This is a genomic window from Comamonas sp. JC664 (genome assembly GCF_042647185.1).
This window is the reverse complement of record NZ_JBHRUZ010000017.1, coordinates 1-20421: the sequence shown is the minus strand read 5'-3', so window position 1 is coordinate 20421 and position 20421 is coordinate 1. Positions and strand designations below refer to the sequence as shown.

The window sequence follows — 20421 nt, the reverse complement described above, 5'->3', positions numbered from 1 at the left end:
GTAGCCGATGGTGCTGCGGTCGATGCCGGGCCTTGCGCAGCCAGAAACGACAAGGTGCCCAGCACCGCAGCAGCGGCAGGCCGGCAGAAAAGCCCAGCGCCAGCATGCGCAGGCTGGCCGGCCCGGTATAGACGCGAAACGTGTCCGCCCAGGAGCGTCGGGCGGCGGGGAGGAGGCGGTAGCGGGCGAAGAGGTGTCGGCCATGCGGACGAGGCGTACAGTAAAAAGGGGTGGGCCAGGCCAGGCCCGGACAATGCGCCAATATACGCTGATCCGCGCTGCTGAATCGGGGCAAGCGGCGCAACAAGGGGTCAGGGCCCACGCTTGGCTACACTGTGCGCTATGCACTGATGCACCGCTGCTTCCATGGCCGACCACCACCACCACCGCTTGCTGGCTCCTGACTACTCTGTTCGACACTACGAAGGCGAGCAGCAGGCGCACAGCCATGACCATGTGCAGCTCTTGTATGCACTGGCCGGCCGCATGGAGCTGGAGGTCGATGGCAAGGCCGCCTATGTCGATACCGCCAGCGGCGTGGAGGTATACCGGCGGGTGCCACCCACGAGCTACCTGGCACAAAAGGGCAGCGCGCTGGCCGTGGTGGATGTGGCCGACGGCGCAGACTGGGCGCAGATGCGCCGCTTTGCCGCCGCCCCCGCCGCGCGACTGGCTGGCCACCCATGCCTCGGCCTTGACCGTGGCCCCAGGCCCATGTGGCCTGGGTCAGCAGTCGCCCGCGCTGCTGCTGCGCCGCGCGCTGGATGTGCAGGCATCACCGCTGCGGTACGGCCGATCTGGCCGGCGACTGGCGCACCCCCCCAACTGGCGGCGCTGGCACACCTGAGCGCCCCAGCGTTTTCATGTGCGCCTGGCAGGAGCTGACCGGCAGCACCCCCCAGCAATGGCTGCGCGACCTGCGCCTGACCGAGGCCAGCCAAGCCCTGGCCGCCGGCCAGCCGCTGGAGACCACGGCGCTGCGCTGCGGCTACAGCACGGCCAGCGCGCTGGCCTATTGCCTGCGGCGCGATCGCGGCGTGGGCAGCCGCAGCTGCGCAAACGCGGCGGCGCATGATGCGCTGGGTGCGTTTGGCAGCCCAGCACAAGCGTTTCTCGACATTTGCCCCGGCCCCGTCGCGGCACCATAGCGGCATGACACAGACTTCCAGCGCATGGCATCCCCCGCCCCTTCTTCATTTTTCAGCGCCTCTGCGCAAGGTATTGCGCTGGTCGCCATTGCCGGCGTGCTCTGGGGCACAGCGGCACCGCCCAGTACCTCGGGGCTGCGGGGCTGTCCCGTTCTGGGTGGGGGCTGCGCAGCTGGCGGTGGCGGCGGCATTTTTGGCCTAGCCTGCTGTTGGGCGCGGCGTGGCAGCACCGCAGCCTGTGCTGCGGCCCCGCCAGCGGTCTGCGGCTGTCGTCGTTCTTCTGGGCCTCGCTGGGCATTGCGGCTATAGCGTGTTTTTCTACGCCGGCCTGCAGATGGCGGTGTGGGCGTGGGCACAGCCGTTGCCATTGGCAGCAGCCCCATCTGGGCGGCCTGCTGCAGCCGTGGTGCTGCGCGCGCCCCTGTCGCCGCTGTGGTGGCTGGGCACCTTGGGTCAGCGTGGCCGGCGGTGGTGGCATGGTGATGGGCGAGGGCGGCAGCAGCCAGGTCTCCTGGCCCGGCTTGGCGCTGTGCCTGCTGGCGGGTCTGTCCTATGCCGGCTATGCCTGGTCAACAAGCGCCTGGTCAGCCATATGTCCCCAAGGTGGTGAACTTCTAGTGTTCAGCGGCGCGGCACTGCTCGCACTGCCGTGGCCGCACTGTATGCGGCATGCCGCAGTGGAGCCTGTCTGCCGTGCTGTTGTTGTCTACCTGGGCGCCGTTGTCTCGGGCATTGCACATTTATTGTTCTCGATGGGTCTGCGCCATATCTCGGGGCCCACCGGCGTGGCGCTCAGCCCTCATCGAGCCGGTGGCGGCCTTTGTGCTGGCCGTGTGGATCGGCGGCGAACACCAGCCCGGGTGGCCTGGGTGGGCAGGCCGCCGCCGTGCTGCTGGGGCTATGGGTGGTCGTGAAAAGCCGAGATGCGCAGTTGACTGCCCGGGTCGCACATGGACGGCGTGCTCTGCAGGCCCGGCGATAGAATGGCGCTCTTGCCACCACGGACTGCGTTTGCTGCCCTTATGACCTTGCCAGACACCACTTACCAACTGGATGACGCCGTAATGGACGCGGTGTTGTCGCAGGAGATGGCCAGCCAGCTCCAGGGCCAGTCGCTGGTCTTTCTGTCGGGGGACACTGCCGGGCAGACGCAGCAGATTCCCGCTGTTGGTGACCGCTTTGAGGCGCAAAGCCGAGCCGCCCCCGGCATGGCCGCATACGGCTCAATTTTCAGGGCCCGACGGCCCCGGTTCTGCCCAGCCAGACTTACCGCCACGCCATGCGGAATGGGGTGATTTTTGCGATCATGTGTCCGCCACCGCGCCGATGCGCAAGGCGTGTACTACGAAGCCCAATTCAGCCATGCCCTCTGAGCTGCCTGCGGCCCTGCAACTGGGCAGCTTGCAGCTGCGCCAGTCTTTGGCTCAGATGCGGATTTTTTACGTGCTCTTTACGCGATGTGCGCAGCGATGAGCTGGCGCTCACCGGCTGCCACCCGAGGCCATCGATGCCTTCTGCCATTCGCAGTTTGATTTTCAGCGTCAGCATTACCGCAGCTACTACCCCAGGCGCTGCATTACCTGGTTGAGCGGGATGGCCAACCGGTGGGCGCCTGATCGTCGATGACGCGCTGATGCACTGCGGTTGTCGATATCTCGCTGCTGGCTGCACAGCGCAGCCAAGCCTGGGCAGCGTGCTGCTGCGGTGGCTGTGCAACCACGCCGACGCGCAGCAGCGGCCCATGGCGCTGAGTGTGGAGCCCCAGAACCGGGCGCGCAATCTATATGGGCGGCTGGCTTTGTGCAGCTGCCAAGCGATTGGCTGTACTGGACCATGTGCCGTGAGCCTGCAAGACGGAGCCTGCCGAATGACCGGCCGACCCGATCCCGCTGCTTTTATCTTTCCGCCAGGCCAGGCGGTGCTGCCGGCGCAGCGCGCCGCGTGATGGGCCATGCGCCTGCTGCATTTGGCTTACCGGCTTATCGGCCTCAGGCAAGACCAGCCTGGCCCATGCGCTGGAGCGGGCCTTGCACCAGCGCGGCTGCCATACCTATGCGCTCGATGGTGACAACCTGCGCAAGGGGCTCAATGCCGATCTGGGATTCAGCGCCGAGGCGCGGGCAGAAAACATCCGCCGCATGGCCCATGTGGCGCGGCTGATGGTCGATGCGGGTCTGGTCGTTATCGTCTCTGCGATTTCGCCGTTTGCAGCTGACCGGGCAACAGGCGCGGGCCTTGTTTGCGCCAGAGCTTTTGTCGAGGTCTTTGTCGATACGCCCTTGGCTGTGTGTGAGGCGCGCGATCCCAAGGGCTTGTATGCGCGCGCTCGGCGCGGCGAACTGCGCGAACTTTACCGGTATCGGCACCCGTATGAGCGCCGCTGCAGCCGGAGCTGCATCTTCAGGGCGAAGATTTGGCGCTGAAGTTGCTCTGGGCGCCGTGCTGGCTTATCTGGATGCGCTGGGCTTGGAACAGAAGCGGCCCGGCTGAGCGGGTGCTGAAAGAACACCCTCTCAGTTTGCGCGATGGGAAGATGCCTTCAAGTGCAATGATGAAATTTATGCCCAGATAGGGTTGCATGATGGAAATCGGCTGTGACCCACCAGCGATGCTGCTTCCACACAATGGGACCGTTGTACCTACCCCACTGGCCTCAACGTACTGCGCGTCTCGCTGGTTTGATTGCGCCAGGAATGCGCCCGTAAGCCGAGCCTGTAGCGTACCTGCTGAAGTGCTAGCTATTGTGGGTGGTTGTGTTGGGGGAGTTGCTGCAGGTTCAACGTGATGGTTGGGGTTCCACTTTGCTCCCCCAGGGTGACGAACGGAAGCCCTGGTCCTTGACCGGCGCCTACCGGCACCCGACCCATCAAATTTGGAAGCTGAAAAGTGGTCTGCCCATTGCCACCATAGGTGTTCCTAAAATGGAGAACAAGGCTGGATTTTGGCTAATAGCGAGTGTCTGCCCTGCACAGTAAGCCCAGCCCCGCGGTGCAAAATTACCGCGAACATAGTGATCATGCAATAAACGGTTCCATGGTCGGTTCCTTTGATGTTGTTAGGTTTGCAGATAGCCATTGAGCCATCCACTGATAAGCGGGGTGGCTGGGCGGTTGAATACGTGGTTGGTTGAGGTCGTTATGCGCGAACTAACCGCGCGCCGGGCCCTGCAGCACCGGCATCATCCAAGCCTCGTGCAACGCAGAAGCAGAAGGGCCTTGCGTACTTTGGTCGAGGGCAGCCGCAATGCTGTAACCCGCCTCGCACCCATCAGGGCAGCAGCGGTCCAAGCAATCCAACCCGCTCAAAACGTTGCTTCCAAACCGGCTGAGCCTGTGCAGCGCTGGCCATGCACCGGCGGTAACGGCATTGCCGCCGGTATGCACATCCTCCAGCCAAGGCAAGCCAGCCAGTCCCCAAGCGCCTTGCGACTGGGCGTGAGCCTGCCACCAGCGGCCAAAGCGGGCCAACTGCGGACCAGAGTACAAGGCCACAACGGCATCAGGCCGGTGGCTGAAAACGGCAGTGCGCAAGCCGTCAAATTCCGCGCTCTGCGGCCCAAACTCGCCCACATGGCGAGCAACCACCCGCCCCCCCAGCGCACGGTAGGCATGCTCGAAACTATAGACAAAGTCATAGCCCCCTTCCATCTGCCCAACAAGCCAGCACGCCCGAGGCCTAGCTGTTGGTAGACGGCCTGCGCCAGCTGCGCGCGCTGCCGCACAGATCCAGGCTATGGCGCACGCAGCCTGGGGCTGGCCGGCTCGGCGGCGGCAGGCAGATCGGCGCCGGTATCGCTGGCCCACAGGGGCAGGCCCAGGGGCTGGGCATGGGCAGCGACCTGGGCTTCGACGGCGGGCGGCATCCAACCGACAACACCATGCAGCTGGGGCCGCTGATCGATCGCCTCCGTGATGCTGCGGGCGGCGCGGTTGGGGGTGGGTGGGGCTTCCACCCAGTGCAGCTGTACAGCAACCAGTCAGGCCGCTGGGCCAGGCCCAGCTCCAGGCCTCGCGGTAGTCCGATCCCAGATCGCCACCTTGTGCGGACTGGGGAGCGACGGCCAGCAGTTGCCAGGCCTTGGAGGTTTGCCGGGCCGGGGCACTGGGCGCCAGCGCCTGCGCTGCGCTCCAGCCACCGGTCCGTGCTGACGGCCACGCTGGTGGAGGCGAGGAAAGGCGTCTTTGGAATCATGGTCATATAGCGGCCTCGGAGAGAGTCTCTGCGCGGTCATGGGCTTCGCACCGGGCCCGCAATTGCTGGTAATGGTGTGGCCATCCATTGCTCGGCCAGCGCGCGCAATGCAGCGTTGCCTTGGCATGTTTTTGTCTGTGTCCTGGGCAAAGGGCTCATGCGGCCGTTTGCCGTGGCGCGACAAACGCTCGCGCAGCGCTTGCATGGCTTTTGCATCAGGTTGCCAGGACAGCCGTGGCAGAACCAGTTGCTCAATGGCCTCGGGCAGCTGGGCATGGTCCAGCACCAGCGCTTGCGCCGGATCGGCGACGCGTGCCATGTCCGCATAAATGCGCCCAGCATGCGGGCGCAGTACTGCTCGGGCGGCATCGTGGCCTGCTCCAGCAGGCTCAGACCCGGCAGGCCGAATGTGGGCCAAAGGCACCGGGCACCAGGTAAAAGGCGCGTTCCTGCATTTGCGACACCAGCACCGCCAGCGGCTCGCGCGTCAGGAACACCGGCAAGGCCTCGGCCAGGCCTGCATCAGCAGCGGGGCTGGCCGGTGTTCCAGGCGTCGATCTTGAGGCTGGCCGTTTGCAGTGCCGGGCTGGCCGCGTCGCTGCGCTGGGCCCAGGCGCTCATCCAGCGGCGCAAGGCAGCGATGGCTTGCGCGGGGCTGAGCCAGCCGTTGACCAGCGCTTCGCGCAGCAGGAAATCGACGGAGGCGCTCGGACATCGCCAGGTGGTGGGCACTTTCGGCCAGGGCCTGGGGGAACAGGGTGGAGCCGCAGCGCGAGACATGGAAGACCAGCAAGCAGGGTGCCATGCCCGCGACTGCGCGTGCCAAGCCAGCAGCACCTCCAGCGGTGTCTGGCGGCGAAACGCCTGGTTGAACGGGTGCCCCGCAGCGGCTTGAGGCTCTCTTGGTAGAACGGTGCGCGCAGCGGCGCATCGCCCAGGCGCGCCCAGTCCACCATGACCTGGCCCCATCCCAGTACAGCCGAACGGGCCGCCAGCCCCGGAGTGTCATAGCATCCATTGGCATTCCAGGCGCGGCGCCCGGCCTTCATCGCCGATTCCACATCGGAGGCATCAAACACCAGCCCTGGGCCTGCCCAGCGCGATGCTGCGGGCGCTCAGACTGGCCAATCCGGGCAGCCGGCCAGCGCATCGGCCAGAGATTCTTGCACAAACACGGCCTGGCGAAACTGCGCAAAGGCCAGCCAGGGGTCGCCGTCATCGTAGCAGGCTCGCCCTGGTCACCGGCTGCAAAGGCCTGTGCCAGGCGCTCGTCGACCAGCACATCGGCCACCAGGTGGATGCGCGCCTTGCGCTGCGGTTGCGCACGCGGTGGGCAGGGAGACATCGGTGTACCAGCATTCGCCCACGCGCATGGGCACGCGCTGGCCACCCCAGGTGGAAAAACACCTTCTCTTCGGTTTGCAAGGGGATGTGCAGCCGGGCATCGCCCTCGGCGGCACAGAGGCCCGCGTCGGTGTGTTCCATGATTTCGCTGTCGGGCTGCAGGCGCATCAGGCGCACCGATTTGCACTGCAGGTCCAGGCTGCGCAACAGCTCGGCAATGGCCGGCAGGGCCTGCAGCGCTTCGCAGTCGGTATAGGCGTCCACGTCTGCATCATCGGCATGATGTCCGATGGTGCCTGGGCAGACGCCCGCAAGGCCAGCGCCTGCCAGCCGCCGTCATGCCGGCCCTGGTTGAAATGCATGCGCCACAGCGATTTCAGGCAACTGCTGGGCTTGCTGGCAAGGCGGCCGCTACCTCCAGGCGCCAGGGCAGGCGCATGGTGGTGATGCCCTGCAGGAGCAGACCCTGACGGGCTGGGCTGGTGGGCAGGGAGCGGCTGCTAGGGTCATGGACGGCGGGAGCGACCGGAGCGCAGAGCGCGTAGGCTGTGCAGCTCAAGGAGCCATCACCCACGAAAGAGTTGAGCACGCGTACCGTCCAGCCTTGCGTGCCGCCACAGCTGGCAGGCGTGCCTGGTGCACTGGCCGAGACGCGCACATCAAAGTTCGCATTGCCACCCTTGGCATTGGCCGCTTCGTAGCCGCCACCCACCACTTGTTCGTTTGCGGCGCAGCAGGCCGAAGCCTGGCAGAGTTCACCTGATTTGGTGTCGGAGCGCAGATTGACCGCAGCAATGGAGCCTGGCGCACCTGTTGCAACCGTAGGGCCGATGGGGCCCTGGGGACCGGTCGCACCGGTGAGGCCAACGGGGCCTGGAATGCCTTGTGGTCCAGTGGGGCCTTGTGGGCCAACCGCGCCTGCAGGGCCTGTGGAGCCCGTGGCGCCAGTCGCACCCACGGGACGACTGGGCCGGCGGGGCCTGCGTTACCCGTGGGGCCGACCGGGCCAACGGGGCCTGCTACACCGGTCGTGCCAGTGGGCCTGCAGGGCCTGTGGCGCCTGCGGGACCCACTGCGCCTGCAGGGCCAATTTCACACGGCAGGGCGGCAGGGCCAGCGGGGCCGGTGGCACCCACCGGCCAGCGCACCTTGAGGGCCGTGGGGCCAGCAGGGCCCGTCGCCCGGTGCCATGCCGTCGGCGCAGCGCAGCAGGCGGCCCGTGGCGGGGTCCATACACAGCTGCTCGGTACCGGTGGCCGGCGCGGAAGGCAGCGGCGGGGCATAGGTCTCGGCCAGTTCCTGCACCCGGAAACAGATCCTGGTTGGCCTGGCCCTTGATGACAAAGCCCGAGCCGCCGCCGGCTTGAAGCTGGTATCGGCGGACCAAGCGGCGCTGGCAACCAGGGCCATGATGCCGCCGGCCAGCAAACGGCTGTGGAAGAAGGAGGTGACGAGGTTCATGGCTGGGTTCTCAGAAAAGAGCGGATGCGGGCGGAGCGCAAGGCGCCCCAAGACAGAAGCGAAAGCAGCAGCGCGAGGCTGGCCGTCCAGCCCAGGCCGGAGACTGGCACGGCGACGGGCGCGGTGCTGGGCGGTGGGCCGACATAGACATTGACCAGATTCACGTTTTGCTGGGTGACTTGTGCGCCGGGCCCAGCGTGAAGGTCGCCGTTGGCCGGCAGCGGTGGTGATCTGCAGCGGCTGGCCTGGCTGCCCTGCAGCACCAGGCTGCCGGTGACCACGATATTGGCGCCGTTGGGCAGCACAAAGCTCTGGCCACTGCTGGAGCTGAGGGTGAGGTTGGCCACGGTGGTGACGCCGGTGACCGTGATGCTGGCCCCGGGGGCGGCGCAGGAGCCGTCAAACACCATGGCGCTGGCTGCGGCGTTCAAGCTGCCCTGGGTGCGGTAATCAGAACCCAGTTGGATGCTGCCCTGGGCATCGAGCACGCCACCCGCTTCAATGAGGAAGGCACCGGCATTTTGCAAGCTGCCCCCATCCAGGGAGTAAGTGCCTGCAATCGTGACAGATTCACAGCCCAGATCTGGCTGCCTCCGCCAGGCTCCCTTCAGAGCCGGCGGGATTTCCATCTGCGCCTGTGCGGCGGAGGCGAAGCCGACCGCGAGGCACGCGGCGGCAAGAAGACGCAGGTAAGGCATGGGCGGCCCGCTTTGCTTGGAAGCAAAATGTAATAAGGTGTCGATTTGTACCAGAGCCCACCATTGTTTGCAATTTATTTGTTAAATATGTTCATCGATGTACCAAGCGAAATCGTATATGGGGCAAAAATGCTGTGCAATCATCGCTCTTTAATGATTGGAACTGGAATGCCTGATCTACCCCATCCCTCACCACTGTTCAGCTGCGCCTGCCAAGGGCGCCGTGCCTGGCTGCAGGCCCTGGTGGCCGGAGCTGTGGTGGCCAGTGCTGGCGGGACGGGCACGGCCTGGGCGCAGGTGGAGGTGGGCAAGTCGTCGGCGCTGCGCAACCTGGTGCCGGCCGAAGCGCTGGAGCAGGCGGCACAGCAGCAGTACGGGGAGCTGCTGGCGCAGGCCAAGCAGCAGGGCGCATTGGCGGGGCCGGGCAATGCCCAGCTGCAGCGCCTGCAGACGATTGCCCAGCGCCTGATTGCACAGGCCCTGCCCTGGAACCCGCGCGCCAAGGACTGGAAGTGGCAGGTGAACCTGATCGGCAACAAGCAGATCAACGCCTTTTGCATGCCTGGCGGCAAGATCGTGTTCTACACCGGGCTCATTGACCAGCTCCAGCTCAGCGACGACGAGATTGCGATGGTGATGGCCATGAGATGGCGCATGCGCTGCGCGAGCACTCGCGCGAGCAGCTGGCCAAGACCCAGGCCACTGGCTTGGGCATCCGCCTGGGTGCGGCGATTTTGGGTCTGGCGATATGGGCACCGCTGCGGCCAACCTGGGCGGCCAGCTGCTTACGCTCAAGTTCAGCCGCTCCGATGAGTCGACGCCGATCTGGTGGGGCTGGAGATCGCTGCGCGTGCCGGCTATGCACCGCAGGCCGCCGTCAGCTTGTGGGAGAAGATGGGCGCTGCCACCGGCAAAGGCGGCATCGGCTTTTTGTCGACCCACCCGACCGGGCCCAACCGCATTGCCAGCCTGCAGGCCAATGTGCCAAGGTGCAAGGCCTCTACGAGCAGGCCAAGCGCTAAACGTCAAGCCTAAGACGACCTTACACCCAGGCCACCACCATCGGGTTCTTGCGCGAGAACAGCGCCACATGCGCGTCGATCGCATGGCGCACCCTGGCCAGTGCCTCGGCATTGTCAGCGCTGCAGACAAAGGACAGCATGTCGCCCTCGGCCCGCAGGCTGCAGTGGCCCCAGGGGAACTGGCCTCACCCTGGTGGCTGTCGTACTGCACGCTGATCTTGCGGCTGAAGTGGTAACACAGGCGCTGCAGATAGCGGCTGGCCTCCGGGGTGGCGACCTGGCCTTGGCTGGAGAGGATGGGTAATGTGGACACAGGCATGGCGCTCAGTCTCGATCGCCATTGCCAGCGCCTGCTGGGCCGCTGGCAGCATGGCGCTGCCGTGGTCGGCGCCGGGAAAGCTGGCATAGCGCAACTCCAGGTCCGGCGCGCCGCGCAGGCCCTCCATCAGCGCGGGGATGCCCGGGGCGTTCTGGCGCTGGCGCCGTATGGCGTCGCGGGCCGGGTCGCTGGCGGGGGGGGATGGCGCGGGCCGAGATGCCTGCGTGGATGGCGCCACAGGCCTCGCTTCGCGCTCGCCTTGCGTGACCAGCAGCCGCAGCGCCGGCGCATCCTCGCCTGGCTGGCGGCATGCGCCAAGAATCCGGGCAAGGCCTGCAGCAACCAAGCCATCGCGCCACCAGATCGAGGGGCTGGCGGCGACATAGCGGCCAAATCTGCCCGCCGCGTCAGCAGCGCGTGCAGCACACAGAGGCCGCCGTACGAGTGGCCAAAAAAGGTCTGGCGCGCCGTGTCGATCGGCAAGCTCCCCTCCACCAGCGGGCGCACCTGCTGGTCGATGAAGTCGAGGAAATGGTCGGCACCGCCTTCGGCGCGTCCGCGCGCATCGGTAGCCGGGCCGGGGGCCGGCGGCGGTGTAGTCATAGCTGCGCGCAGCAAGGTCCAGCACTGGCTGTCGCATAGCCCAGGCCAACGACCACGGCGCCTTGCGTGGGCACCGAGGGCCCGCGCGCAAAACGGTTGCGCATCAGCTGCGCGGTGGGCGTGAACAGCAGGTTGCCGTCAAGCAGATAGAGCACCGGGTAGCCCTGGGGCGGTGGTGGCGCGGGCGGCACGCCACCATGATGCGGTGCACGCGCTCGGGCGCGCCCGGGCCCGGCATGCCGGGGGCGCGCAGGTCCAGCTGCCGCGTGCCGGGCAGGGTGACCGGTGGCGCGTCCTTCAGGCTGCTGTGCCAGGCGCAGCCGGGCAGCGCGAGCGCAGCGCCCAGGCCCAGCAAACGGCGCCGGGTTATATCGGCAGTTGGGCCAAGGGCAGGGTGGGAAGAGGGGCAGGGCGAGTTGCATAGGGGCTGGGCTTGCGGCAAATCAACCATGGGCTTGAGAATGATTTGCATTAAGAAATTATCATGGCAAGCATGGCACAAACCCGCTTGGCCCATGTTTGCTGCAGCAAGAAAGATGTTTGCGCATGCTGGGCTCCTTCAACACGCTCTACCGGCCTGGCCTGTGCGCGCCGCTGATTCCGCGATCAACGCCGAGGCGGAGCTGCGCGCGCGCAGTCTCGCGGCTGCGCGAAGCTGCGCCTGGCCTGAACCTGCACAGCGAAGACGCTGCGACCCGCGCGACCAGACCGCGCAGGCCGATATCGATGCCGGGCTGCGCCTGGTGGTGTTGCTCGAAGGGCGTATCGATGTCTCTTACGGCCTGACCCGGGTGGCGCTGAGCCACCCAGGCGCAGGCGCCAGCGCCGCGCTGGTGTCGGTGGCCGAGCGCGAGCGCTTTGATCGGCGGGCGCGCTCGGGCGTGTACTCGCGCCGCGTCAGCCTGGGGCTCACCCCTGCCTGGCTGGCCCAGGCTGTTGGTGGCGATGGGGCCGGCTGGCCCGATCTGCAGCGCTTCATGCACGACACCTGGCCACGCGCCAGTGGCAGCTGTCGCCGCGCGCTGCGGTGATTGCCGAGCAGATCGTGCACCCGCCCGGCTTGACTCCCCTGCTGCAGCACATGTACCTGGAGAGCCATGCGCTGGAGCTCTTGGGCGAGGCGCTGGCCACCGTGGCGATTGCGAGGCCGCAGCGGCGGGCGGCAGTGCGGCGAGATTGCTGCCGCGCGAACACCAGCGGCTGCGCGAGTTGCATGCGTTTCTCGCCTCGGGCCAGGCCGATGCACTGTCGATGGATGCGATTGCGCGCCAGGCAGGCGTCAATGCCAGCACCTTGCAGCGCCAGTTCCGCAGCGTCTACGGCACCACGGTGTTTGAGTTTTTGCGCGAATGCCGGCTGCAGCGCGCCCGCCAGGCGCTGGAGCGCGATGGCATCACCGTGGGCCAGGCCGCGCTGCTGGCCGGCTACACCAGCGCCGCCAACTTTGCCACCGCCTACCGCCGGCGCTTTGGCCTGGCGCCCAAGCTGGCGCGGGTACGGGTTTATCACTCGCCTTCCGGCTTTTAGCCTTGCTGCATGCCTGTGCTGCCGCTGGCGCAAACATCTTTGTTGGCCGCGCAACCACGAGTCACCCCTGCAATGGAAGAATTCGATATTCGGTAATGAAAATCATTTGTCTTTCAAAAAGGGGTGGTATGGCGATCCAGGCAGGGAACAGGGGTGGCGTTTGCGCGCCGTGGCAGCGGCGGTGGCGGTGCTGGCATGCAGGCAGGGGCCCAGCGCAAACACAGGCTGCAGCGCAAGCGCCGTCGGAGCAGGATCCGACCTTGGCGACGGTGCAGGTGCTGGGCACGGCAGAAAGCGCCTGGAAGCAGGCGCCGGGCGTCTCGACCGTCACGCGCGAGGACCTGGACAGCCAGCCGAGCAATGACCTCGCCGATGTGCTGCGCCAGCAGCCCGGTGTGAACCTGACCAGCAACTCCAGCAGCGGCCAGCGCGGCAACAACCGCCAGATCGACCTGCGCGGCATGGGGCCGGAAAACACCTTGATCCTGGTCGATGGCAAGCCCGTCAACAGCCGCGGATCGTGCGCTACGGCTGGCGCGGCGAGCGCGACACGCGGGGCGACATGAACTGGGTGCCGCAAGAGGCCGTCGAGCAGATCGAGGTGCTGCGCGGCCCCGCCGCTGCCCGCTACGGCAATGGGGCGGCTGGCGGCGTGGTCAACATCATCACCAAGGGCATCCCCGACAAGCTGAGCGGCAGCGCCACCGTGTACTACAACCAGCCAGAGGATTCGCGCGACGGCAGCAGCAGCCGCACCAGCTTTTCGCTCGCCGGCCGATCTCCGAGCAGCTGGGCTTTCGCCTGAGCGGCAATGTCGACAAGACCGATGCGGACGCCTGGGACATCAACCAGGGCCATGCCTCGACCCGCACCGGCATTTATGCCGGCACCTTCCCGGCCGGCCGCGAAGGGCGTGCGCGACCGCAAACCTCTCGGGGCGCCTGAGCCTCAAGCCCGCAGCGGGCCACCGCATCGACTTCGATGCCAGCTTTGCGCGCCAGGGCAATATCTACGCGGGCGATACGCAAAACACAACAACTACACGGTCGATGCGAATGGCAAGCTGGTGGCCACCTCGCAGCGCGTGCTCGATGCGCTGGGCACCGAGACCCAACCGCATGTACCGCTCGACCTATGCCGTCACGCACAAGGGCGAGTACGACTTTGGCAGCTCCACCGCCTACCTGCAGTACGAAACCACGCGCAAACACGCGCATGAACGAAGGCCTGGCCGGCGGTACCGAAGGCCTGTTCTCCAGCGATGCCTATGGCACCTCCAAGCTCGACATCCTGACCGCCCATGGCGAGATCAGCGCCCGAGGCCAATGGGGCAGCCTGCCCCATGTGATGACCCTGGGCGCCGAGTGGGTGGAGCAAAAGCTCAACGACAGCAACTCCGTCTCGCAAACCACGACCGAGGCCGGCAGCGTGCCGGGGGTGGACAACACCGGCCGCAGCGGCAAGATCTCCTCGCGCATTGCCTCGCTCTTTGTCGAAGACAACATCGAGCTCAATGCCAGAACCCTGCTGACCCCCGGCCTGCGCCCTGGACCAGCACAGCGAGGTTGGCACCCAACTGGAGCCCGTCGCTCAACCTGTCGCACTACCTGACGGACAAGGTCACGTTGAAGGCCGGTGTGGCGCGGGCTACAAGGCGCCCAATCTGTACCAGACGTAACCCAACTACCTGCTCTACAGCCGTGGCATTGTTGCTGGGGCGCGGGTGTGGGCCCTGCTATCTGATGGGCAATGCCGACCTCAAGCCCGAGACCAGCATCAACAAGGAGCTGGGCATCGAGTATGCCGACGAGGGCCTGCTGGCGGGCGTGACCCTGTTCCACAACGACTACCGCAACAAGATCGATGCGGGCATGACCCCGGTGGGCACCGCGACCGGCGGCACCGGCGCCTATGCCAATGCCGATGTGTTCACCTGGACCAATATCCCCAAGGCAGTGGTCTCTGGTGTGGAGGGTACGTTCAACGTCAAGCTCAGCCCCGCAGTGCGCCTGAGCAACAACCTCACGTACATGGTGCAGAGCAAGAACAGACCACCGGCGAGCAGCTGTCCATCATCCCCAAGTACACGCTCAATTCACGCATGGAGTGGCAGACCACCAACGCCTTGCAACTGCTCGGCTCGGTTCACCTGGTACGGCGGCCAAAAGCCCAACAAGCTCGACTACCAGGGCCTGCCGCTGACTGGCGAGGAAACCCGCCGCCTGGCCCCCTATGCGCTGGTGGGCGTGGGCGCGCGCTACAGCTTCAGCAAGGATGTCACCCTGACCGCCGGCATCAAGAACCTGTTTGACAAGCGGCTCTACCGCATGGGCAATGCCGTGGGCGTGAACAACCCGCGCACCATCTACGGCGCAGGGGCCGCCACCTACAACGAGCCCGGTCGCTCGTTCTACGCCTCGCTGACCGCCAAGTTCTGATCGGCGCCCATGCAAAATAGGCCAGCGCATGCGCTGGCCTTTGGCGTTAAAACCTGAACCCCGGATCAGGTCCCACCCACATAAGGATTGCTTTGGCGCTCGCGGCCAAAGCTGCTCTCGGGCCATGGCCGGGGATGAACACCGTTGCAATCGCCCATGGGCCATAGTCGCTGGGTGATGGAGTCGATCAGCTGCTGGTGGTTGCCCCTGGGGAAATCGGTGCTGGCCAATGCTGCCGGCAAACAGCACATCGCCAACAAAGCAGCGCGTGATCTGCGGCGCATGGAAGACCACATGGCCGGGGGTGTGGCCGGGGCAATGGCGCACCTGCACGGTCTCCTGCCCGATGCTGACCGTATCGCCATCCTGCAGCCAGCGCGTAGGTGTAAAGCTTTGCGCGGGTGGAAAGCCGAAACATCTGGCTTTGCTGGGGCAGGCCATCGATCCAGAACTGGTCGCCCGGGTGCGGGCCAATGATCGGCAGGCGCGCTGCGCGGCCAGCTCGCCGGCGCCACCGGCATGGTCGATATGCGCATGGGTGAGCCAGATGGCCTGGAGCTGCAGACCCAGGCGCGCGATCTCTGCCTCGATCCGATCCAGATCGCCACCGGGATCGATGACGGCGGCCTCCATCTGCTGGTCGCACCAGACCAGGGAGCAGTTTTGCTGAAACGCGGTGACGGGAATCGTGTGGTAGTGAGCATGTTCAAATCGGTGCCTGCGGCAACGCGCAGGGCTGGCGGATGCGGGGCGCATTCTGGCTATTGTGCGGCAAGCTGTGGTGGGCTTGGGCTGGGCGGGGTTCGAGCCGCAAGTGGCGGGCGCCGATTGGGGGATGGTTTGTAGAATCAGCACTTCGCCCCCTGCTTTCACCACCTGTCTGGACTCTTGATGCCCCGCCCCCCTGCCTTGCCACGTTCGGATTGGGTGCTGCGCAGCCCGCCTTCCGACAGCATGGAGCGCATCGAGGCCTGGTTCCATGGCCGGGCCTACGCGATGCACCGCCACGACACCTATGCGATAGGGCGCACCCTGGCGGGCGTGCAGAGCTTTCACTACCGCGCGGGCGGCGCGACAGCCTGGCCGGCAGCACCCTGGTGCTCCATCCCGACGAGGCGCATGACGGGCAGGCCGGCACGGACGAGGGCTTTCGCTACCGCATGGTCTATGTGGAGCCTGCGCTGATCCAGGACATTCTGGGCGGCAGCGCGCTGCCATTTCTGGAGGCGGCATCACCAACGACCCGGCGATATCGGCCGCTGCTGAGGTCCTGCTGCAAGGCGTGGGGGATATTGCCGAGCCGCTGGAGCAAAGCGATGCGCTGGTGCAGCTGGCCCATGCGCTGGCCGCTGCCACCGGCGGGCCGGGCACACGGCGCGCCAAAGCCAAGGGCGACTACCAGGCCGCGCGCCGTGCGCGTGACTACCTGCTGGCCCATGCCAGCAGCGGGGTGGCACTAGATGCGCTGGAAGCGGCCACCGGCCGCGACCGCTGGAGCCTGTCGCATGATTTCCGCATGTTCTACGGCACCAGCCCCTACCGCTACCTCACCATGCGCCGGCTCGATGCCGTGCGGCGCGGGCTGCTGGCGGGCCTGTCGCTGGCCGATGCTGCCCAGGATGCCGGCTTTGCCGACCAAAGCATATGACGCGGCATTTTCTCAAGACCTTTGGCATCACGCCAGGGCGCTGGCTACAGGTCATGCGCCAGGCATCGCGCCGCTGAACGCTTCCCCACAAACGTTCAATACTTTTGGGCGGTGCATTCTTAAGCTGGCTGCTGTTTTCAACACTTACAGCACACCATGTCAGCACCTACCGAAACAGCTCCCACTCCAAGCCACCGTGGCCAAGGCCAGTCCATCGATCTGCAAGGCAAGATCGCATTGCTGCAGGGCCACTGGCAGCCGCGCGTGGTGGCAGAGATGAACGACTACCAGTTCAAGGTCGTCAAGATCGCTGGCGAATTTCTCTGGCACCAGCACCGCGACACCGATGAGACTTTATCGTCCTCGATGGCCACTGCGCATCGACCTGCGCGACGCCAGCGGTGACATCCGCGCCATCCACCTGCAGGCGGCCAAATGGCTGTTATCCCCCAGGGTATAGAGCACAAACCCTTTGCACAGGAAGAGGTTCAGCTGCTGCTGATCGAGCCGCGTGGGGTGGCGAATACGGGGGATGGCGAGGCGGGCGCGCGCACGGTGGCGAATGGTCTCTGGATCTGATCGCGGCCCAGCCATGGTCATGACTCGCATAGTAGATATGCAAGGCCCTAGGCAAAAATGCGCGTAGCCCAAATGGCTGCCCCGTGATACAAGGGGTTCAGCGCTGCAGCCATCGCCGGCATACCGGCGCTCTGCAAGCCCGTTGATCCCTGAACCAGGAGCGCGCATCCATGTCCAGCATCTCACCGCCCACCGCGCCTGCGCCGCAGGCCGCGGCGTCTCCGCCCCAGTGTATCGGTGTGCCGCACGAGATATTTCCCGGTGAAAAGCGTGTCGCCACTGTGCCTGCGGTGGTCGACAAGCTGGTCAAGCTGGGCTTTCGTGTCAGTGTGGCGGCTGGCGCTGGCGAGGCGGCCAGTTTTGGCGACGAGGCCTACCGCGCGGCGGGCGCCCAGGTGCTGCCCAGTGCGGCGATCTGGGCAGGGGCTGACATTCTCTTCAAAGTGCGGCCCCGACGCCTGAAGAGGTGGAATGGATGCATGCCGGCCAGATCCTGGTCGGCTTTGTCTGGCCCGCGCAAAACCCCGCGCTGATGGCGCAGCTGGCAGCCAAGGGGCTGACCGTGCTGGCCATGGATGCGCTGCCGCGCACCCTGAGCCGCGCGCAGAAGATGGATGCGCTGACCTCGATGGCGGGCGTCAGCGGCTACCGGGCGGTGGTCGAGGCTGCCCATGCCTTTGGGCGTTTTTTCAACGGGCAGATCACGGCGGCGGGCAAGGTGCCGCCTGCGCAGGTGTTTATTGCGGGAGCAGGGGTGGCCGGCCTGTCGGCGATTGGCACGGCGGTCAGCCTGGGCGCGGTGGTGCGCGCCAACGATACGCGGGCCGAGCGGCCGACCAGTGCTGTCGCTGGGCGGCACCTTTGTGCCGGTGGACTATGCCGAAGAAGGCGGTGGTGGCGGCGGCTACGCCAAGGTGATGAGCGAGGGCTTTCAGGCCGCGCAGCGCCAGATGTATGCGCAGCAGCGGCATGGGCCGACATCATCATTACCAGCCCTGATCCCCGGCAAGCCGGCGCCGCGCTTGATCACTGCCGAGATGGTGCAGGCGATGAAGCCCGGCAGCGTGATTGTGGACATGGCCGCCGAGCAGGCGGCAACTGTGCGCTGACGGTGCCCGGCGAGGCCGTGGTGCGCCACGGCGTGACGATTGTGGGCTACACCGACCTGGCCTCGCGCCTGGCGGCGCAGTCCTCCACCTTGTATGCCAACAACCTGCTGCGCTTGACCGAGGAGCTGTGCAAGCCAAGGATGGGCATGCGCTGGTCAACATGGAGGACGATGCGATCCGGGGCCTGACGGTGGTGTACCAGGGCAGCACAGCTGGCCCGCGCCTGCGCTGGCGGCCGCACCCGTGGCCAAACCGGCAGCGGCTACTGCGGGAGCTGCGGGCACGGCAGCAGCCAGCCCGGCGGCTGCCAAAAAACGCGGCCACGGCCATGGCGCCGCAGCCCCTTGCCGGCACGCACCTGGCGATCCTCTTTGCAGTGCTGGCGCTGCTCTTCTGGCTCATTGGCGCCCATGCGCCTGCGGCCTTCCTGGGGCATCTGACGGTGTTTGTGCTGGCCTGCTTTATTGGCTACATGGTCGTCTGGAACGTGACGCCGCGCTGCACACGCCGCTGATGAGCGTGACCAATGCGATCTCCAGCATCATCGCCATTGGCGCGCTGGTGCAGATGGCGCCGCCGGCCTGGTGGGCACGGACCGGCCGGGGCTGCTGATCGGCGCACTGGCCTTTGTGGCGCTGGTGCTCACGGCGATCAATATGTTTGGTGGTTTTGCGGTCACGCGCCGCATGCTGGCCATGTTCCACAAATAGGCCACCGAGGTAGAACTGCATGACCGAAAGCCTTGCCACCGTCGCCTACCTGGGCGCTGCCATCTTGTTCATCCCTCAGCCTGGGCGGGCTGTCACACCCCGAGACCGCGCGGCGCGGTAATCTGCTGGGCATGCTGGGCATGGGCCTGGCGGTGCTGGCGACCATTTTTGGCCCGCGCGTCTCGCAGTCCGGCGTCGTGGCCATTGTGGTTGCGCTGGTGCTGGGCGGCGGCATCGGCCTGTATGCTGCCAAGCGGGTCAAGATGACCCAGATGCCCGAGCTGGTGGCGCTGATGCACAGCCTCGTCGGCCTGGCCGCCTGCCTGGTGGGTTTTGCCAGCTATGTCGATACCTCGCACCCGCTGCAAGGCGCCGAGAAGGCCATCCATGCGGCCGAGATCTATATCGGCATTCTCATTGGCGCGGGCGGTCACGTTCTCGGGCTCGCTGGTGGCCTTTGGCAAGCTCAATGGCCGCATTGGTGGCAAGCCGCTGTTGCTGCGGGCCGGCACCTGCTCAATCTGCTGGGGCTGGTGGTGGTGGTCGCGCTGGGCTGCTGGTTTGTGCAGAGCGCATCGCATGGGCCTGGGCATGCTGGCGCTGCTGTGATGACCGCCATCGCGCTGCTGTTTGGCCTGCACATGGTGATGGCCATTGGCGGTGCTGACATGCCGGTGGTGGTGTCCATGCTCAACAGCTATTCGGGCTGGCCGCAGCGGCCACGGGCTTCATGCTGGGCAATGACCTGCTGATCGTCACCGGCGCGCTGGTGGGCTCGTCCGGGCGATCCTGGCTACATCATGTGCCAGGCGATGAACCGCAGCTTTATCAGCGTCATCGCTGGCGGCTTTGGCAGTGGCGCGCCCACGTCCGCGGGCCAGGCAGGTGCGGCGCCCCCAGGGTGAGGTGGTGGCGGTGACGGCGGCCGAAACCGCCGAGATGCTGCGTGAGGCCAAGCGCGTGGTCATTGTGCCGGGCTTATGGCATGGCAGTCGCCCAGGCCCAGCACACCGTCAACGAGATCACCCGCACGCTGCGCGAGCGCGGCGTCGAGGTGCGCTTTGCGATCCACCCTGTGGCCGGCCGCATGCCCGGCCACATGAATGTGCTGCTGGCCGAGGCCAAGCTGCCCTATGACATCGTGCTGGAGATGGACGAGATCAACGACGACTTTCCCGACACCGATGTGGCGATGGTCATTGGCGCCAACGACATCGTGAACCCGGCCGCGCAGGACGACCCCACAGCCCCATTGCCGGCATGCCGGTGCTGGAGGTCTGGAAGGCGCGCCAGTCGATCGTGATGAAGCGCTCGATGGCGACCGGTTACGCGGGCGTGGACAACCCGCTTTTCTACAAGGACAACAACCGCATGCTGTTTGGCGATGCCAAGCAGATGCTCGATGAGGTGCTGGCGACGCTCAAAAGCTGAGCGCTCTTACCATTCGAAGCGGAGTCACTCTTGGAAAGCGCTCGAACGGGCACTCGCCGCTGCGCGCATAGCGGTCGGCATAGTTGAAGCGGTAGGCCATCTCGCTGCCATTGCGGCAGGGCAGGCCGCCATACAGCCGGGCATAGGTCGCGCGCGCGCCACTGCTGCTGCGGTAGTGTCTTCGCCCTTGAAG

Annotated in this window: 24 protein-coding genes and 8 pseudogenes; 18 read left to right on the top strand and 14 right to left on the bottom strand. The window is 66.1% G+C overall.

Going from position 1 to position 20421, the window contains the following annotated elements; genetic code table 11:
* Positions 1 to 366 precede the first annotated feature (366 nt).
* From ACFODQ_RS02815 to ACFODQ_RS02800, 4 genes are all read left to right on the top strand, one after another.
* Positions 367 to 885 (top strand): hypothetical protein, encoded by a 519-nt coding sequence (locus ACFODQ_RS02815; RefSeq protein ID WP_377014942.1) that lies wholly within the window; start codon positions 367 to 369, stop codon positions 883 to 885.
* Complete coding sequence (locus ACFODQ_RS02810; protein ID WP_377014940.1) at positions 864 to 1148, top strand: helix-turn-helix domain-containing protein; 285 nt, start codon at positions 864 to 866, stop codon at positions 1146 to 1148. Before ACFODQ_RS02815 ends, ACFODQ_RS02810 begins: the two co-directional genes overlap by 22 nt.
* 209 nt (positions 1149 to 1357) lie before the next feature.
* Complete coding sequence (locus tag ACFODQ_RS02805; RefSeq protein ID WP_377014938.1) at positions 1358 to 2062, top strand: hypothetical protein; 705 nt, start codon at positions 1358 to 1360, stop codon at positions 2060 to 2062.
* 150 nt (positions 2063 to 2212) lie between these two features.
* Positions 2213 to 2443, top strand: coding sequence for a hypothetical protein (locus tag ACFODQ_RS02800; RefSeq protein WP_377014936.1), 231 nt, complete (start codon positions 2213 to 2215; stop codon positions 2441 to 2443).
* A gap of 61 nt (positions 2444 to 2504) precedes the next feature.
* Here the strand turns inward: ACFODQ_RS02800 and ACFODQ_RS02795 are convergent, their stop codons facing one another.
* Entirely contained in the window at positions 2505 to 2696 is a 192-nt protein-coding gene (locus tag ACFODQ_RS02795) for a hypothetical protein (RefSeq protein WP_377014934.1), read from the bottom strand.
* A gap of 85 nt (positions 2697 to 2781) precedes the next feature.
* Here ACFODQ_RS02795 and ACFODQ_RS02790 point away from each other — a divergent pair, with 85 nt between their 5' ends.
* On the top strand, positions 2782 to 3093 hold the full coding sequence (locus ACFODQ_RS02790) for a hypothetical protein (RefSeq protein ID WP_377014932.1): 312 nt from the start codon (positions 2782 to 2784) through the stop codon (positions 3091 to 3093).
* Positions 3032 to 3571: an adenylyl-sulfate kinase gene (cysC, locus tag ACFODQ_RS02785; protein WP_377014949.1), complete on the top strand. Its 540-nt coding sequence runs from the start codon at positions 3032 to 3034 to the stop codon at positions 3569 to 3571. The genes ACFODQ_RS02790 and cysC overlap by 62 nt, the downstream gene beginning before the upstream one ends.
* Here cysC and ACFODQ_RS02780 read toward each other — a convergent pair.
* The 7 genes and pseudogenes from ACFODQ_RS02780 to ACFODQ_RS02750 form a co-directional block, all read right to left on the bottom strand.
* A pseudogene (locus tag ACFODQ_RS02780) lies at positions 3549 to 4170 on the bottom strand (phage tail protein). The gene cysC and the pseudogene ACFODQ_RS02780 overlap by 23 nt on opposite strands.
* Positions 4171 to 4878: 708 nt before the next feature.
* Entirely contained in the window at positions 4879 to 5100 is a 222-nt protein-coding gene (locus ACFODQ_RS02775; RefSeq protein WP_377014930.1) for a hypothetical protein, read from the bottom strand.
* A gap of 761 nt (positions 5101 to 5861) precedes the next feature.
* The gene (locus ACFODQ_RS02770; RefSeq protein ID WP_377014928.1) at positions 5862 to 6071 is read right to left on the bottom strand and encodes a hypothetical protein; all 210 of its coding nucleotides are present in this window, start codon (positions 6069 to 6071) and stop codon (positions 5862 to 5864) included.
* A gap of 483 nt (positions 6072 to 6554) precedes the next feature.
* On the bottom strand, positions 6555 to 6947 hold the full coding sequence (locus ACFODQ_RS02765; protein WP_377014926.1) for an aspartyl/asparaginyl beta-hydroxylase domain-containing protein: 393 nt from the start codon (positions 6945 to 6947) through the stop codon (positions 6555 to 6557).
* A 112-nt stretch (positions 6948 to 7059) separates the two neighbouring features.
* Positions 7060 to 7395: a hypothetical protein gene (locus ACFODQ_RS02760; RefSeq protein WP_377014924.1), complete on the bottom strand. Its 336-nt coding sequence runs from the start codon at positions 7393 to 7395 to the stop codon at positions 7060 to 7062.
* Between the two features lie 380 nt (positions 7396 to 7775).
* Positions 7776 to 8144, bottom strand: coding sequence for a hypothetical protein (locus tag ACFODQ_RS02755; RefSeq protein ID WP_377014922.1), 369 nt, complete (start codon positions 8142 to 8144; stop codon positions 7776 to 7778).
* Positions 8141 to 8671: a hypothetical protein gene (locus ACFODQ_RS02750; RefSeq protein WP_377014920.1), complete on the bottom strand. Its 531-nt coding sequence runs from the start codon at positions 8669 to 8671 to the stop codon at positions 8141 to 8143. The genes ACFODQ_RS02755 and ACFODQ_RS02750 overlap by 4 nt, the downstream gene beginning before the upstream one ends.
* 339 nt (positions 8672 to 9010) lie before the next feature.
* Here ACFODQ_RS02750 and ACFODQ_RS02745 point away from each other — a divergent pair.
* Positions 9011 to 9864, top strand: a pseudogene (locus tag ACFODQ_RS02745) (M48 family metallopeptidase).
* Between the two features lie 20 nt (positions 9865 to 9884).
* Here ACFODQ_RS02745 and ACFODQ_RS02740 read toward each other — a convergent pair.
* The 3 genes and pseudogenes from ACFODQ_RS02740 to ACFODQ_RS02730 all read right to left on the bottom strand — a co-directional run bounded on the left by ACFODQ_RS02740 (position 9885) and on the right by ACFODQ_RS02730 (position 11141).
* Positions 9885 to 10183, bottom strand: a pseudogene (locus ACFODQ_RS02740) (DUF2218 domain-containing protein).
* Between the two features lie 126 nt (positions 10184 to 10309).
* Complete coding sequence (locus tag ACFODQ_RS02735) at positions 10310 to 10786, bottom strand: alpha/beta hydrolase-fold protein (RefSeq protein WP_377014946.1); 477 nt, start codon at positions 10784 to 10786, stop codon at positions 10310 to 10312.
* Between the two features lie 103 nt (positions 10787 to 10889).
* Complete coding sequence (locus tag ACFODQ_RS02730) at positions 10890 to 11141, bottom strand: hypothetical protein (RefSeq protein WP_377014918.1); 252 nt, start codon at positions 11139 to 11141, stop codon at positions 10890 to 10892.
* A gap of 181 nt (positions 11142 to 11322) precedes the next feature.
* Here ACFODQ_RS02730 and ACFODQ_RS02725 point away from each other — a divergent pair, with 181 nt between their 5' ends.
* The 7 genes from ACFODQ_RS02725 to ACFODQ_RS02695 all read left to right on the top strand — a co-directional run bounded on the left by ACFODQ_RS02725 (position 11323) and on the right by ACFODQ_RS02695 (position 14751).
* Positions 11323 to 11817, top strand: coding sequence for a hypothetical protein (locus tag ACFODQ_RS02725; protein WP_377014916.1), 495 nt, complete (start codon positions 11323 to 11325; stop codon positions 11815 to 11817).
* A complete protein-coding gene (locus tag ACFODQ_RS02720) occupies positions 11789 to 12313 on the top strand; it encodes a helix-turn-helix transcriptional regulator (RefSeq protein WP_377014914.1) in 525 nt (174 codons plus the stop codon). Before ACFODQ_RS02725 ends, ACFODQ_RS02720 begins: the two co-directional genes overlap by 29 nt.
* A gap of 269 nt (positions 12314 to 12582) precedes the next feature.
* Positions 12583 to 12879: a TonB-dependent receptor plug domain-containing protein gene (locus ACFODQ_RS02715; protein ID WP_377014944.1), complete on the top strand. Its 297-nt coding sequence runs from the start codon at positions 12583 to 12585 to the stop codon at positions 12877 to 12879.
* Complete coding sequence (locus tag ACFODQ_RS02710) at positions 12834 to 13118, top strand: TonB-dependent receptor plug domain-containing protein (protein WP_377014912.1); 285 nt, start codon at positions 12834 to 12836, stop codon at positions 13116 to 13118. Before ACFODQ_RS02715 ends, ACFODQ_RS02710 begins: the two co-directional genes overlap by 46 nt.
* A 75-nt stretch (positions 13119 to 13193) precedes the next feature.
* Positions 13194 to 13532, top strand: a complete 339-nt coding sequence (locus ACFODQ_RS02705) for a hypothetical protein (RefSeq protein WP_377014910.1) — start codon at positions 13194 to 13196, stop codon at positions 13530 to 13532.
* On the top strand, positions 13529 to 13924 hold the full coding sequence (locus ACFODQ_RS02700) for a hypothetical protein (RefSeq protein WP_377014908.1): 396 nt from the start codon (positions 13529 to 13531) through the stop codon (positions 13922 to 13924). The genes ACFODQ_RS02705 and ACFODQ_RS02700 overlap by 4 nt, the downstream gene beginning before the upstream one ends.
* On the top strand, positions 13879 to 14751 hold the full coding sequence (locus ACFODQ_RS02695) for a TonB-dependent receptor domain-containing protein (RefSeq protein WP_377014906.1): 873 nt from the start codon (positions 13879 to 13881) through the stop codon (positions 14749 to 14751). The genes ACFODQ_RS02700 and ACFODQ_RS02695 overlap by 46 nt, the downstream gene beginning before the upstream one ends.
* Positions 14752 to 14816: 65 nt before the next feature.
* Here ACFODQ_RS02695 and ACFODQ_RS02690 read toward each other — a convergent pair whose 3' ends face one another.
* Both ACFODQ_RS02690 and ACFODQ_RS02685 read right to left on the bottom strand, forming a co-directional pair.
* Positions 14817 to 15047, bottom strand: a complete 231-nt coding sequence (locus tag ACFODQ_RS02690; RefSeq protein WP_377014904.1) for a hypothetical protein — start codon at positions 15045 to 15047, stop codon at positions 14817 to 14819.
* A pseudogene (locus ACFODQ_RS02685) lies at positions 15013 to 15384 on the bottom strand (MBL fold metallo-hydrolase); the annotation flags it as partial. The pseudogene ACFODQ_RS02685 and the gene ACFODQ_RS02690, both read right to left, overlap by 35 nt.
* A gap of 258 nt (positions 15385 to 15642) precedes the next feature.
* Between ACFODQ_RS02685 and ACFODQ_RS02680 the strand changes: the two are divergent.
* The 4 pseudogenes from ACFODQ_RS02680 (at position 15643) to ACFODQ_RS02665 (ending at position 20228) form a co-directional block, all read left to right on the top strand.
* Positions 15643 to 16476: pseudogene (locus ACFODQ_RS02680) on the top strand (AraC family transcriptional regulator).
* A gap of 79 nt (positions 16477 to 16555) precedes the next feature.
* A pseudogene (locus ACFODQ_RS02675) lies at positions 16556 to 16978 on the top strand (cupin domain-containing protein).
* Between the two features lie 170 nt (positions 16979 to 17148).
* Positions 17149 to 18797, top strand: a pseudogene (locus tag ACFODQ_RS02670) (Re/Si-specific NAD(P)(+) transhydrogenase subunit alpha).
* 131 nt (positions 18798 to 18928) lie between these two features.
* A pseudogene (locus tag ACFODQ_RS02665) lies at positions 18929 to 20228 on the top strand (NAD(P)(+) transhydrogenase (Re/Si-specific) subunit beta).
* Here ACFODQ_RS02665 and ACFODQ_RS02660 read toward each other — a convergent pair.
* Positions 20218 to 20421, bottom strand: a 204-nt coding sequence (locus ACFODQ_RS02660) for a hypothetical protein (RefSeq protein WP_377014902.1), incomplete at its 5' end; no start/stop codon positions are given. The pseudogene ACFODQ_RS02665 and the gene ACFODQ_RS02660 overlap by 11 nt on opposite strands.

Excerpts from the sequence above, each read along its gene's own strand:
- ACFODQ_RS02815 (WP_377014942.1), top strand. The coding sequence starts at position 367 with ATGGCCGACCACCACCACCACCGCTTGCTGGCTCCTGACTACTCTGTT.
- ACFODQ_RS02810 (WP_377014940.1), top strand. The coding sequence starts at position 864 with ATGTGCGCCTGGCAGGAGCTGACCGGCAGCACCCCCCAGCAATGGCTG.
- ACFODQ_RS02800 (WP_377014936.1), top strand. The coding sequence starts at position 2,213 with ATGGACGCGGTGTTGTCGCAGGAGATGGCCAGCCAGCTCCAGGGCCAG.
- ACFODQ_RS02795 (WP_377014934.1), bottom strand. The coding sequence starts at position 2,696 with ATGCTGACGCTGAAAATCAAACTGCGAATGGCAGAAGGCATCGATGGC.
- ACFODQ_RS02790 (WP_377014932.1), top strand. The coding sequence starts at position 2,782 with ATGCACTGCGGTTGTCGATATCTCGCTGCTGGCTGCACAGCGCAGCCA.
- ACFODQ_RS02755 (WP_377014922.1), bottom strand. The coding sequence starts at position 8,144 with ATGAACCTCGTCACCTCCTTCTTCCACAGCCGTTTGCTGGCCGGCGGC.
- ACFODQ_RS02735 (WP_377014946.1), bottom strand. The coding sequence starts at position 10,786 with ATGACTACACCGCCGCCGGCCCCCGGCCCGGCTACCGATGCGCGCGGA.
- ACFODQ_RS02725 (WP_377014916.1), top strand. The coding sequence starts at position 11,323 with ATGTTTGCGCATGCTGGGCTCCTTCAACACGCTCTACCGGCCTGGCCT.
- ACFODQ_RS02705 (WP_377014910.1), top strand. The coding sequence starts at position 13,194 with ATGCCGGCACCTTCCCGGCCGGCCGCGAAGGGCGTGCGCGACCGCAAA.
- ACFODQ_RS02700 (WP_377014908.1), top strand. The coding sequence starts at position 13,529 with ATGAACGAAGGCCTGGCCGGCGGTACCGAAGGCCTGTTCTCCAGCGAT.
- ACFODQ_RS02690 (WP_377014904.1), bottom strand. The coding sequence starts at position 15,047 with ATGTGGTCTTCCATGCGCCGCAGATCACGCGCTGCTTTGTTGGCGATG.